Annotated in this window: 7 protein-coding genes; all 7 read right to left on the reverse strand. The window is 64.6% G+C overall.

Annotation, left to right across the window (positions count from 1 at the left end):
* Positions 1-36: 36 nt before the first annotated feature.
* Positions 37-1,407: an exopolysaccharide Pel transporter PelG gene (gene pelG, locus R2N11_RS01425; protein WP_199030174.1), complete on the reverse strand. Its 1,371-nt coding sequence runs from the start codon at positions 1,405-1,407 to the stop codon at positions 37-39.
* On the reverse strand, positions 1,407-3,020 hold the full coding sequence (pelF, locus tag R2N11_RS01430; RefSeq protein ID WP_316679863.1) for a GT4 family glycosyltransferase PelF: 1,614 nt from the start codon (positions 3,018-3,020) through the stop codon (positions 1,407-1,409). The genes pelG and pelF overlap by 1 nt, the downstream gene beginning before the upstream one ends.
* Positions 3,017-4,003 carry a tetratricopeptide repeat protein gene (locus R2N11_RS01435; RefSeq protein ID WP_316679864.1) on the reverse strand — a complete coding sequence of 329 codons (987 nt, stop codon included), beginning with the start codon at positions 4,001-4,003 and terminating at the stop codon, positions 3,017-3,019. The genes pelF and R2N11_RS01435 overlap by 4 nt, the downstream gene beginning before the upstream one ends.
* Before the next feature lie 17 nt (positions 4,004-4,020).
* Positions 4,021-5,475, reverse strand: a complete 1,455-nt coding sequence (locus R2N11_RS01440; protein ID WP_199030171.1) for a PelD GGDEF domain-containing protein — start codon at positions 5,473-5,475, stop codon at positions 4,021-4,023.
* Entirely contained in the window at positions 5,475-6,035 is a 561-nt protein-coding gene (locus R2N11_RS01445; protein WP_199030206.1) for a penicillin-binding protein activator LpoB, read from the reverse strand. The genes R2N11_RS01440 and R2N11_RS01445 overlap by 1 nt, the downstream gene beginning before the upstream one ends.
* 82 nt (positions 6,036-6,117) lie before the next feature.
* Positions 6,118-10,140: a tetratricopeptide repeat protein gene (locus tag R2N11_RS01450; RefSeq protein WP_316679865.1), complete on the reverse strand. Its 4,023-nt coding sequence runs from the start codon at positions 10,138-10,140 to the stop codon at positions 6,118-6,120.
* Positions 10,127-12,967 carry a bifunctional glycoside hydrolase/polysaccharide deacetylase family protein gene (locus tag R2N11_RS01455; RefSeq protein WP_233177037.1) on the reverse strand — a complete coding sequence of 947 codons (2,841 nt, stop codon included), beginning with the start codon at positions 12,965-12,967 and terminating at the stop codon, positions 10,127-10,129. Before R2N11_RS01455 ends, R2N11_RS01450 begins: the two co-directional genes overlap by 14 nt.
* Positions 12,968-13,421: the final 454 nt, after the last annotated feature.

Raw genomic sequence — 13,421 nt, forward strand, 5'->3', positions numbered from 1 at the left:
GTGGGCCTTGGTGATCCAGCCACCCAGCAGCAAACCCTACTGCAACATAAACGTCTCGTACTCCAACCGATCCAGTTTCCGATCCAGAATCACCAGACTCGCCATCACCACCAGCAGTAGCGACACCGCAAACCCATACCCGTACCAGGCCGGCCCCAGTTGTAACGTGATCCACGTCAGCACACCATTGAGCACAACAAACGCAGCCGTCAGCCCCAGCACCACACGCCGCCGGTCCAGGTAGAAGAAAATATTCAACACACCCAGAAATACCACCTGCAGGCTCGCAGCAATGGTGTCGACATACAGCAGCGGCAGATACAACTCGGAAATCTGCAGCACCCGCAGCACGGAAGCCCCCACGGCAAACAGCACCAGCGCCGCCATCGCCTGAATCTTCACGATCTCGTACAGACCCGCGCGAATGGTCTGCACCATCGTGTTGCGCATGTCTTCGATGTGCTCCAGTGACGCCCCGCCCCGCACGGCGTCGTAGAACGCGTCGTAATACTCGACAAAGTCCGTCTCGATCCGCACCAGGAACACAGCCATGCCGGGGATGATCCCCAGGTACGCCAGGAACACCGGAATGTCGTAGATGACCGACGCATGCAACGGCCCGATCACCTGCTGCCCGGTGCCCGGTGCATACCAGAACATGAACTTGTCGAGCCAGATGCCGAGGTTGTACAGCAGCCCGATCAGCATCAACGACGGATATGCAAACCGCTTGTCGAACACCTCGAACGACAGGAAGCGGCGTCCGCTGAAGTTACGGTAGATCAGCCCCGCCATGCCGATCAGCAGGCACAACTGCCCCAGCACGAAGCCCAGCAGCAACCCCTCCAGCCCAACGCGGTTGAACAGCAGCGCCAGCAGCACCGTGAGCGTGTAGCCGATCAGGAAGATCCACACGATCGCTTTGTACTGCTTCATGCCCGACAGGAAGATCACCGCGATCCAGATGTTGGCCATGACCACAAAGCCCGCCAGCATCAGCACCCGATAAATGGCCGACTGCTGCGGAAACGCGAATAGCACGACGATGAGCCCCAAGCCGCCCGCCACCAGCGTCATCACCAGCGACACGGCGTGGTAGTTGGGCAGAACAAGGTCGTCGCGCTTCTCGAACAGGCGGTCTGACGTGAAGCGCGTAAAGGCGAGCTGCAGCGGCCCGGTCAAGATCAGGCTCACCGCAATCAGGTAGGTGACCGACACCTGGAACTGCGTGATGAGCGAGCCGGGAATCACAAACGGCAAGCTCAGGATACCGATCAGCAGAATCCCGACGATGGAGAGAATCCACGGCCCGGAGCTGATGATGCCGGCATAGGTGTAGGCGCGCAGCAGCCCGAGCAGGCTGTCGCGCTTGAGCATCTTGCGTAGCTCGAACCCGATGCCGGCCATCAGCGTGCTCCCTGCTTGGGATTCGGGTGAGCATGATGCGGACAGGCCGCGGCTGCGGTCCTGGCCCCTGCCTCTGTGGTCAGGTCGGGCAGCGCGCGCAGGCGATCGTACAGCTCACGGTAGGCACCGACCATCATCTCCTGCGTGTAGTAGCGCTCCACGCGGGCGATGCCGGCGGCCTGCGCTTCATGCCAGCGCGATTCATCGCGTAGCAGCGTCAACACTTCGGTAGCCAGCGCGGCCGGGTCGGCAATGCGCACCACGGCGCCGGCGGCACCCAGCGCGGCATCTTCGCCTTCCAGGCCGAACAGCAACTGGCGGCACGAACCCACATCGGTGGTGACCGACGGCACACCCGCGGCAAACCCCTCCAGCACCACCAACGGCAGCGCCTCACTGATGGAACTCAGCACCAGCACGCCCACCTTAGGCAGGATGTCGTCGATCTTCTGGAAGCCAAGAAACTTGATGCGGTCCCCCAGGCCCAGGCTCTCGGCCAGGCTGTGGCATTCGTGCGCGTATTCCGGGTCTTCATCTTCCGGACCGGCAATCCAGCCTTCGGCGTCGGGCATCTCGCGCGTGATGGTCAGCATGGCGCGGATGAAGGTCTTCACGTCCTTGATCGGCACCACCCGGCCGATCAGGCACATCACGCGCGGCACCCTGTCCGGGCGCTTGTCGCGCAGTGCGGCCAGGCGCGGCAGGTTGATGCCGTTGGGGATGCTGCGCGTCTTCTCTGCCGGCGCACCGTCGATCACCTGCCGCAGCCGGTTGCCCTCGTACAGCGCGGTGATCTCTTCGGCGGCGTCATAGCAGACACGGCCCATGGTTTCGAAAAAGCGCACCCACAGGTCGCGGAAGTAGCTGATCTGTGCGATGTCCTTCTCGAAAATGCTGCGGTTGTCGCGAATCCACTGGCTTTGGAACAGGTCGATCTTGCGTTCCTTGGTGTAGATACCGTGCTCTGACACGAGCAGCGGGCGCCCGCGCTTGTAGCGCAGCAGCGCGCCCAGAAAGCCCGCATAGCCGGTCGAGATGGTGTGGAACACGTTCACCGGGATCAGGTTTTCGGCAATGCGCACCAGTTGCCACAGCGGCTTGTGCATGATGCGCACGGTCCAGAAGTAGTCCGTGAACGACGGGTCGGTGCAGTAGCGCCGGTAGTAGTCCGTCATCATGTCCCAGGCGCGGTGGCTGTAGAGGAACTGCTCCTCGGCCAGGGGGCCGTCGTCACGCAGGTCGGCAATGGACGCGCGAATCAGGTCGGCCGTTTCTTCCTTGTGCGCGGGGTTGCGCAGTGCTTCGTGCAACTTGCGCGAGCGCTCGAAAGCGGCTGGATCACCGCCGCTGGCCTGTACCAGGGGCGGCGCGGGAAAGTCGTACAGGTAGTGGCATTCCAGGTGCACCACGTTGTCGGGAATGGCGTAGACGGGCTTGCCGTAGTCCTCGCGGCGGCTGCCGATGAAGACGACGGCAAAGCGGATGTCCGGAAACGCCCGGATCATCTGGTTGACCCAGCTCGACACCCCGCCGCTCACGTAGGGAAACGTCCCTTCGAGCAGCAGCGCGACGTCAGCGGACTGGGCGCGTGGAAAGGAATCTCGATCGCTCATGATGTCCAGTAGCGCAGCAGCGGACGCAGCAATGGCAGCGGCGAGCGGTTGGAGAATTGCGCCAGCGCGGTGCGCGCGCCGGCGTAGTCGCGGCGCAGGTAGCAGGCTTCGGCCAGCGGCGGCAGCAGGCGGTCACGCGGAAAGCCGAACCGCTCGGCTTCGCGCAAGTGCGATTCGGCGACATCGGGCTCGCGGCGCGACAGGGCCAGCCGGCCGCGCATGTACCACAGCGCCGCGTTGTCAGGCTGGATGTCCAGCGCGGCGCTGGCGTAGCGCTCCACCTGTTCAGCGGTGTAGCGGTACACATCGCCTTGCACGAGGTTCTGGTAGATCAGCTCCCAGTACAGGTCGGCCAGGCGCTTGTTGATGTCGTAGCGTGCTTCGGGCGTGGTGGCCTCTTCCAGGCGTGGCAACTCGGCCAGGATCTTCTGCATCAACACCTTCTCGGCGTTGTCGAGCATGCCGTAAGCCAGCAGGCGGATGTCATCCACCGGATCGGCCAACAGGTCGCGCAGCACGGGGCTGGCTGTGCGGGTCGGCATCGACTGCATGGCCACCAGCGCGGTCATGCGGCTTTGCACCGGCGCGCGCTCGTTGCTGAGCTGGGCGCGCAGCCGCGCCCCGCCGCCGTGCGTCACACGCGAAATCAAATGCGCCACAAACACCGGCAAGCCCACGTCGGCGATGTCCTTGTCGCCCTCCGGCTTGGGGAACAACTTGCCGAGCAGCAGACTGCCCAGCACCAGCAGACACCCCGCCACCGGCACGAAGAAGCACAGGGCGACGAGGTAGCCATACGTCCAGACGAACGGCACGCGATAGCGGCGCGGCAGCAGGCGCCAGGCAGCCAGCCCGATCAGCGCGGCGGCGGTCCCTTGCAGCAGCAGGCACGACAGCAGCAGCGCCAGGCTGTTGCCGGCGTGCAGCACCATCACCACCGCTGCAATCTGAGCCGAGATACCGCCGAGCGTGAGCTTGAACATGGTCGCGTGCCCTCGCTTCAGCCGTCGAGGTGGCAGCGTGCGATGAAACGCACCAGCGCCTCACCAGGGTGCTCACCCGTCACGTGCAGCGTCTGGACGCCAATGTGCGACTGCTCGAAATCGACACCGAACTGCGCGCGCAGGCTGTCTTCAATCCGCACAAGGTAGGCCGACACGGCACCCGCGCCCGACAGCGGCATCAGCGTGACGATGGCACGACGTGCCTTGCCGCGTGCCTGCCAGACCACGTCCAGCGCACGGCGGCTGCGCGCCACCTGTTCGAACAGCGCGTCGCTGGCCTCGTCCTGGTCAAAGATGAGCGCCACCACCGACGAGTCGATGCCGGTATCGCGATGCAGGCGCGCCAGGCGGCCGAGGTCAAGCGCAAAGTCGTACGGCGCATCGGGTACGAGGTCGAGAATCTCGGAGCTGACGGTGAGGTGCCGTACGCCATCGGCGTAATAACCGAGCAGCACCAGCAGGAACTGCAGGTTCTCGTACGACAGCGACAGGAACGGCATCTGCTGCACGACCACGATGCCGATCAACTCGTCGGCACCCGACAACACCGGCGCACAGGCGACATAGCGCGAGCTATCTTCATGGCGCAACTCGGGCGCCTGCGGGTGACCGAGTGTATGGGTGTCGATGCAATGGCGGATCAGCGGGTCGTCGGCAACGATGTCGAACGGTGTGCCTACACGGGCCACTGGTTCGGTGTCGACCTGGTTGCCCGTCACACGCACCATGGCGGCCACTTCCAGTTGGCAAGCCTGCGCCGTCCACTGCAGGAACTGCACGGCACCCGGCAGTTGTGCCACGTCGGGCTGGTTGGTACCGTCGCTGTGCTCGCGCGCAGCCAGTGCCAGGTTGCGCAGTTGTGTGAGGGTGTCGCGCAGCGTGGTCGGCTTGGCCAGCAGATCATTTTCCAGCCGCTCGTGTGAAAGCCGCAGCAGGAAGTGGTTCTTGGTCAGCGCCGCCAGGCGGTCGTTCAGGTAACCGTTGACGGTGCGCGCCCGCGACAGACGCGCGCCCCAGATGTCGCCAAACTGCCCGCCGACCAGCACCAGCATCAGCCCGCCCAGAAAGTACATGCGGGGGAAGGCGCCGGCCGCAGCGGCCTGCCCGTAGAACAGCCACCATGCACCCAGCACCACCAGTGCGGCAGCCGCGCCCAGCAGCGTACCGTAGCGCAGCGCCAGGATGAGCGGCACCAGCCAGATCCACGGAAAGCCGTAGCCGAGCAGCAGCGGATTGTCTGGCACAAACAGCCAGACGATGCCGATAGCGACAACCGTGGCGCCCAGCGTTTCCAGCACCGCACTGGGGCTCGACACGGCCGGCGCGATCAGGCGCCCGTACCACGACGATGCGCCGATGCCCTGCGCATTGCGCCGGCGATCACGCCCACGCGCCTCCGCGGCGGCGGTCTGCGCGCCCTGCTGCGTGCGCTGTGCCGCTTCGGTTTTCATCAGCCTCGGCCCAGCGGCGAGAGCAACTCGCGCAGCAGCTTCTGCGCCACCGCCGAGACGGCGTCGCGGCTCCAGCCGGTGCGGCTGCCGGCGGCGCTCCAGATCACGTTGCCGCTCTGCACGTCGATCACTTGCAGCGTGATGCCGACGGCGGGTTCGCCATCCACGCCCACCTTGTAGCGCCACTCATCCACGGCGCCGGTCAAGGCATAGCGCGCCTTTTCGCCGCGCGCCCAATCCAGCGCGCGGGCCACGGCCTCGCGCTCGGCCGGTTCGAACAGCGATTCGCTGTTCAGGTTGGCCGGATACTGCTTGAGATTGGTAAAACCGCGCGCCTTCAGGATGCTGGTGGCGATGGCCTCGGCACGCAGCCCGGCCTGCGGGGTTTCGGTGTAGTTGACGATGGGCAGCACGACCCATGCGTCAGACGCGCTGGTGGCCGGTGCACGGCCGCTGTCGACCACGGCACACGCGGACAGCGCAAGCGCCATGCCGACGCCCGCGGCGGTGGCCAGCCAGCGGCGGCGGCCGGCTTTCATCTTGTCGAGCAAGGGTGTCATCGCTTTCTCCTGGATGCTTCCGTTGTTCTTCATGCTGGTGTTTCCCCGTTTCTACTTGTTCGTCGTATTCGTTGCTTGCGTGTCAGTAAAGCCAGCGGTAGCGCAAGCCGATTTCCGTCAGCGGTGATGTGCCCGACCGCGTGATCGATTGGTGTTCGATGTACAGCGCAAGATGGTCGTTGCCGAACACACTGCCCGCCACCCCAAGCTGGGCCTGCACGCCCCACCCTTCGCGGTTGTCGTGCAGCATGCCGACATCCATGAACGGCCGCCAGGCGCGGGTGTAGCGGTCCAGATAGTCCGTGCCGAAGCCAAACAGCATGCCGAACTGTGCAAACGAGCGCGGCATGATCTGGTTGACGTCCGGCGTAGCGTCGCCCGGCAGCAGGCGTGCCATCAGAGGGCTGACCGTGCCCGATGCGTTGTAGCGCGCCACCGTACCCACCACGCGGATGGTGTAGTCAGGATATTCCACTCGGAAGCGGTGGCCGATCTCGCCGTCAAACACCATGCCGCTGCCCAGGAAGGAGCGATCCTGCCCATAGAAGCGGTCGCCTTCCACGCGAGCGCGCACGTATTCGTTCTGCGTCAGGCGCCAGTTGTTGCCGATGGAGAACAGATCCTTCACACCGCCCACACGCAGTTGCGGCGTTTCGTTGGCGGGCTGGTTGCGACCGATCGACAACTCGGTACCCAACGGCCCGACCTGCCCTAGCAGGCCATCCAGCCGGAATGCGTAGAACGATGCCAGCCCCTGGCGCCAGCCCACCGTGCCCTTCCACTGCGTGTTCTGCGTCTGGTACTGCGAGATCCAGTCGACGCTGCGGTCCTGCGCGGGCACGCCGGTGAGCTGGGTGTCGTCGGTCGAGCGCTGGTTCCGCTGGGTGGCGCGCAGCAACATGCTGGTGTGGTCGGTCAGGCGCATGCCGGCTGCAGCGCTGGTCTCGAAATACGTGAGCGGCGCCTGTTTGAACCAGGTCTCGCGCGGCTCCAATGCCTGGGCGTTGGTCAGCAGCGTTTCCTGCACGCGCTCGTGAAGCTGCTCGTCATCGGGTGCGGTGGTCAGGCCTTCGAACGACAGCCGCTGCGCTTCACCCAGGCGATCCGTCATCACGTTGGCGTCGATGCGGTTGTAGAGCGGGATGCGGTCGGGCGTGTCGTCCAGCAGACGGTTGAGCGTCTGCAGGTCGCGCTCGGCCAGGGCGATGGAGATCTCGGCATAGGCCGGACGCGTCATGCGGCGGGTGTATTGCTGCAGCAGCCACGCGCGCGCCAGGTCGTTTGCTTCCTGCGACAACGCCCAACCCAGCGCGGCCTCCTTGGCCACCGCGGAAACGAGTTGATCGCTCACGCGGGCCTGCTTGCGCTTGTCAGCCGGAGGTTCCGGCGGCTCGGGCGGTAGCATGTCGATATCGCCCAACTCGGACTTGTCCATGGCCGACCGACCGCCCTCGCGTGCCTGCTTCGTGGCACGGCGATCATCACGCAGCAACTCGATCAGCAAACGCTGCGATAAATCGCCGGACCCGAACGTTTGGGCCAGCGAGACGCGCCGGGCACGCAGTTCAGTGCGGGCATCCTCTTCAAGCGGCACGGCATCGCTATCCCCACTGTTGCCCACTGTCACGCGCGTACCGACACGCCGGCCTGCGGGCGCCTTGTTCTTGTCGCCACCGGCCGTGTCTTCTGCACGCCATAGCAGCCACCACGCCTCGCGGCGCAGGGCCCAGGCGGCATCGGCCTGACCGGCCATCTCGCGCGCATCGGCATACGCCAGCAGCCAAAGCGGATCGGTCTGCATCGACTTGCCCTGGCGGCCCAGGAAGCGCAGCGCGAGGTTGGCGTCAAACAATTGCAGGCCGGCCGCTGCGTACGCGCCCCAATAGGCGGAATCGTTCTCGGCCTCGCCGCGCCACAGGGCCAGGGCGCGTTTGAGTTCGGCATTCTGGCCGGAGTCGAGCAGACCCCACAGGAAGGCGGCCTTCACATCGCTGCCGGCATCGGGCAACGAGACGGCGCGGCGCAAATCACGCATGGCCGCATCCCATTGGCCGCTCTGGCGGAAGTACTCGGCACGCGCGCCCAGCACACCGGCGGATTGCTCGGCGGCCTTGCGCTGCTCCGGCGCGAGCGAGGCGAGCAGCCCTTCGATGCGGCGGAAGGCGCGCGCCCGCGTGTAGTAGTAGATGGCCTGCTGCAGGTGGACCATCGTGCCGTCCTTGCGGAAGGCGAGTTCAGACAAGCGGCCGGCGTCGATGGGACTGGCGTCGTAGAAGTCGATCATCGTGGTGAGATCGTCCGGCTCTGCTTTGCCTCCAATCAGCAGTTGGCGATACGCCTCGCGTGACAGATCATCGCGCTGGTTCAGCCGGGCAAGCTGGGCGAAGGTGCGCCAGTAAAGATCGTCCGTGGGCGAAGCGGCCTTCTCTGCGGCCTGCATGGCAGTGAGCGCCTGCTCGAACTGCCCGCGCACATACAGGATGTTCGCCAGCTTGAGCGCGTATTGCGCATTGGGGCCGAATTCCTTCTGCAGGCGCACGTACGTGTCGTAGGCCTGATCGTCCTTGCCGGCCCGCTCGGCCAGGTTGGCATAGCGCTCCAGTACCGCCTGCCGGTGCGCACCGCGCGCAATGCTGTTCAGGTACGCCAGCCCTTCCACGGGCTCGCCCAACCGCTCATACGCTGCAATGATCTGGTCGAGCAGCTTCATGTCGCCGGGCTGGCGGCTGGCCTGGTAGCGCAGGCCAGCCAGATAGGCGTGATCTTCGTTGAGTGCGGGGGCCAGACGCAGCACATGCTGCCAGGCCGCATCGTCGCCGGTGGATTGGGCGTACGACAGCCAGTAGTTCAATGCAACCATCGGCTGACGGTTCCACTCAGCCACCTGGGCAGCGCGCTCGGTCCAGATCTTCAGGTCGGGACGCTGGCGCACGGCGGCCTCGGCCACGCGCATGGCGTCGTTCAGGTTGCCGCTGCCCATGAAGACCTGGAAGGCGAGGTCATAGTCGTCGGCGTTAAACGGCGCGATACCGCGCGCGATGGCCTGGGCGCCGGTCGGTGCATTGGCATCATCGGCCTTGTCCGCTACGTGGCGGATGCGGGCGACGTGGCGCTGGCGACGGGCCAGACCCTCCGGGCCATCCATGAACACCACATCCGTCGGGCTCGGCAGCGGTTCGGGCCGGCCAGCGAATGCCCAGTCGTGGTGCGCAACGCCTGACGCCAGCGCAATGCCCTCTCCGGTCTGACGCCACGACAGACGCAGCAAACGCCGTGCATATTGATCTGCCAGATCCGGCCGGTTGCACGCCATGGCCAGACGCGTGAGGAAGCGCAGCGTTTCGGTGTCGTCGATCAACGGGCCGACGCGGCGCTGCGCCTCGGTCATGGCATCGTCGAGCAGATTGCCGCCCTGCAATGCCTTCAGGCCAGCGATGAAGTAGCGGCGCTGCTCATCGAGCGACTTGGCGGTGTCCTGGGCGGCAAAGTTGGCGGCGGCGGCGGCGCGGTATTCACCCGTGCCCAACGCGATCTCGGCAGTACGCGCCTGCCACTGCGCGGCGCGAGCCACGTCCTGCTTGGCCAGGCGCTGGTAGAACTGCATGGCAATCGCACCCTGATCCAGCCCGCGAGATTTGGCCGCAAGAATCTCCAGCTCAGGCGCCGTCCACCGGTAGTCCAGGGCTTGCTTGAGCAGACCACGCAGGTCGACCAGCATGGCCGCACGCTGCGGATCATTCGGTTGCAATGCATAGGCGCGTTGCTCGCGGATGGCGATATCGAGCAGCAACGCTTCACGGTCGAGCGACTTGTCATGCAGCGCACGCATGCGGGCGACCATGGCTTCGGCCTCTTCCAGCCGGCCGGTGCGCACGTACTGGGCGGCCAGCACGCTGAGGAATTCCCCATCGTTCGGGCGCACGCGCAGCCAGGCTTCCAGATAGGCCACCGACAGCGCATCGACCTTGCCGCCTTCGAGCAGACGGGCCTCCAGGCGCTCGCGCGGGAACATCAAGGCGAGCGCCAGCCCGATCAGCGCGCCAAGCGTACCGATCAGCCAGGCCGGCAGCAGCCGTTCACGCGGGGTCAGGTCAGCAGACCACATCGACACGTTGGTAGGTCACGGTTTGCGCAGCAGCTCCGGTCAGATCAACGCGCACGGTGTTGTCCTGTGCGCGGGCGGTGCGGACGGGATTGCCGTTGACCTTCACACGGCAGGCGCCGGCGTTGGCCAGACGAACAAACGGCTTGTAGTAGCCACCTGCCTCGAAACTCAACTCATTACCGTTTCGCGCGAAACTGCGTACGAAGGCGGCAGCTTCCGCAATGTACGCTGGCTTTGCGGGTTCTGCCTCAGGCGCGACAGTAAAGCGCGCCGCACCGTCATCCAGGTGGATATAGATGCCGCCGGCCGCCTTGTCATAGCCAACCACGCCCTGCGCATCGGCCAACCGCGGCGTACCGGGCGCCATCCAGCGCAGTTCGCGCAAATCGCCATCGCCGCGTACCACCCAGGTGTTGCCGTCTTCTACATCTCGGGCAACGGCCATGTTGCGGAAATCCAGCACCTTGACCACGTACTCGGTGGAATAGATCGGGAACACCGGCTGCGACAACGCGTAGTCATAGACCTTCTTCAAGGCCTTGAGCGACGCAAGCTTGGTGCCTGAGTACATGTGGTAGTAGATGTTGATGGGCTTGAAGCGATAGGGCGTGTCGGTCATCTGCAGCGTTTCAATCAGGCGATCGAAACCGTAGAAGGGCCCGGTCCAGTCATTGGTATAGACGTTTTCGTTCTGGTTGGGCGCAAACACCTGGTAGGCCCCCGGGCCCTTGTCGATACCGAGCGGAGCAATTTCCGTCCATGACGGCGAGCCGCGCGTGATGGTGGTATCGCCGCCGTTCATGTTGAGCACGCCCGCGTCCCAGGTCATGCGCACGGCAATTTCAGGCGGCTGGCAGTCGCCCGACCACTGCAAGATCTTCACGCGCTTGCCCGGCGGCGCCAGGCGCTCGTTGATGTAGTTGATGGACCCTGAAATCTCGCGGTCCAGGCTGAACTTGTAGCCGGGAATGGACAGCGCAAAAGCGGTATCGCCGCCGCCCTTGTCCGCACCCGGGCCCTCCTTGGCGTGATCGCCGGTGATGCCGCTCGGCACCGTGCGACTCCAGTCAAACGGGTGCGAATAGGTATGCGTGCCCAGTTCAACATAGGGCAACGCAAACATTTTGCGGGCAATCGCCTCCAGGCGCGGCGTCAGCTTGGGGTACAGGCCGCTTGCGCCCACCTCCCCTTCAATCACCGACAGCGTGGTCGGAATGCGGTATTTCTCCCACACGTCCTGCAGCAGCACCTCGCCGGAGTATTCCGGGCCAGGAAACTCGGCGCGCGAGGCAAAGCCGTCGCCGTCCACATGCACGAGCATCAAGCGGCGGCCGTTCTCCGACGTCACGTCAGGAATCGGCATGTCAGGCAGCGCCAGCGCGCGACGCAGAAACTCAATCGGCTGCACAACCCAACGCGCCTGCTCAACGGTGTCCATCGAGAACACCGCGTACGGATTCAGCACGTAACCGCCCCAATCGGTGATGGCGGCGGCATCAAACTCGAAATTGCCCGATTTCAGACGCAGCAGGGACTGCCCATGTGCACCCACTTGAATCGGCTGGGCCTCGCGGCGCTCCGGCTGCGGTGCCATTTCGAAACCCATGATCTTGTCTTGCGACACCACCGACAGCGGCCCGGTAGCGCGCCCACGCACGAGTTGCAGCTTGAACATGTCGGCCATGCTGCCGTCCACCGGCAAGCCGAACTGATTCATGAAGGCGATATGCACACCGTCATGAATGCGTTGCCGCACCCACGACGACAGCGCTGCCACCTGCTTGATCGGGCTGGTGTTCACCCACACCACGACACCGGCGTAGCGGTCGGGCGGCACGGATGCGGGCAGCGGCTTGTTGATGTCGGCGTACTCAACGTCGTAGCCAAGAAAGTTGAGCGGCGTGGCAACAAAGCGCACGCCCTCGCTGGTGTCGATGGTGGCGCGCGGGTCGCGGTCCTGCAGAATCAGCACCTTGCGCGGCAGCACCTCGATGCGCCCCACGCCGATGGTCGACAGATCCGGATCCGTCACGTACGGTACCAGCCCCTGCGCCTTGATACGCTTGGCCGTCTCGCGCGCGCAGGCGCGGTCAGCCGGCGGGCAATAGTCGATGGCGATCACTGGCAAGTGGTACTCGTCGCGAATCTTGCGCGCCTGGCCCATCAGCCATTCGCGGTCGGCATCGCTGACTTCCTTGTACTGCTTGCTGCCCTGATCCCAACCGCGATACAGCGATTCAAACGCCACCGCATACGCCAGGTCATGCACCTGCGGCAGGATCTCAAAGCCACGGTTGAAGATCAGCTTGGCATCCGGATAGCGCGCCTTGATCGCCTGGATCGTGCGCACCATGCCTGCCTCTTGCGCTGCACGCGCAGCATCGTCCTTGGCAACGAGCTGGTACGAGTCGAGCGTATCGAGAAAGAAGCCACGGTAGCCTTTGTCCCACAGCGGCTTGATGACGTGATCGACATAGAAGGCCGGCCATTCGGGCTGAGCCTGATCCACCACGCGCGACGCCCATGCCGCGTTGCGGCCAGACAGCCAAGCCTTGGGCAGATCCTTGTACCAGCTGCGTTCGGTTGTGACCTCACCCACGCTCACGTAGGCATACCACTGTGTCTTGGGGGTCTTGAACTGCGATGGATCAAAGCCGTGGTCCGGCTCGACAACGACTGCGTCGAAGGCGCGCAACTGCGCCACGGGCGGCTTGTCGCCGTAGTACCACGCGATGTTCGGCGCATTGGCCGAGAGCGAAGGTGTAACTCCTGACACACCGGACCCGGTGGTGGCAGGCGCTTGTTGAGCAAGCGTCACACAAGGCATCGACACAAGTGCGGCCGCAACCCACGCTGCAAACCTGGCCACAACCCGTCCGACCGTCCCTGCCGTATTCCCCCGCTTTCCCCCGGTGCGCCGTTGTACACGGCTGAGAATCCACATGACCTACCACTCCTATGCAACTGTGTGCACCCAATTGCGTGTCCACATTGGGCCGATCTGCGCCGGCACTGAGATAGAGGCGCCAATACGTGCGCCACCACGGAACATTTGCTCTTTATCCGGATTGCCACCCGCAAACGCAGGCCCCGTAAGGCAAACCGGGACAATATGTTCCCAGGCTGCAAGTATCACCCATGGTATGGGTACGCGGCAAACCACTTTTCGATGGCTGTGCGCCACACTGGGGCATAGACAATTGTTTAACGTATGCCCAGGCATGCGTGATTCGCGCTGTGGTTTGACAAAGCGATCCCGGCTGCACCATGATCGTCCGCAG

The sequence above is a fragment of the Ralstonia flaminis genome (assembly GCF_958415495.1).
Taxonomy (GTDB): domain Bacteria; phylum Pseudomonadota; class Gammaproteobacteria; order Burkholderiales; family Burkholderiaceae; genus Ralstonia; species Ralstonia flaminis.

Coding starts and splice junctions, on each gene's coding strand:
- R2N11_RS01450 (WP_316679865.1), bottom strand. CDS start 10,140: ATGTGGTCTGCTGACCTGACCCCGCGTGAACGGCTGCTGCCGGCCTGG.
- R2N11_RS01435 (WP_316679864.1), bottom strand. CDS start 4,003: ATGTTCAAGCTCACGCTCGGCGGTATCTCGGCTCAGATTGCAGCGGTG.
- pelF (WP_316679863.1), bottom strand. CDS start 3,020: ATGAGCGATCGAGATTCCTTTCCACGCGCCCAGTCCGCTGACGTCGCG.
- R2N11_RS01455 (WP_233177037.1), bottom strand. CDS start 12,967: ATGCCTTGTGTGACGCTTGCTCAACAAGCGCCTGCCACCACCGGGTCC.
- R2N11_RS01445 (WP_199030206.1), bottom strand. CDS start 6,035: ATGACACCCTTGCTCGACAAGATGAAAGCCGGCCGCCGCCGCTGGCTG.
- pelG (WP_199030174.1), bottom strand. CDS start 1,407: ATGGCCGGCATCGGGTTCGAGCTACGCAAGATGCTCAAGCGCGACAGC.
- R2N11_RS01440 (WP_199030171.1), bottom strand. CDS start 5,475: ATGAAAACCGAAGCGGCACAGCGCACGCAGCAGGGCGCGCAGACCGCC.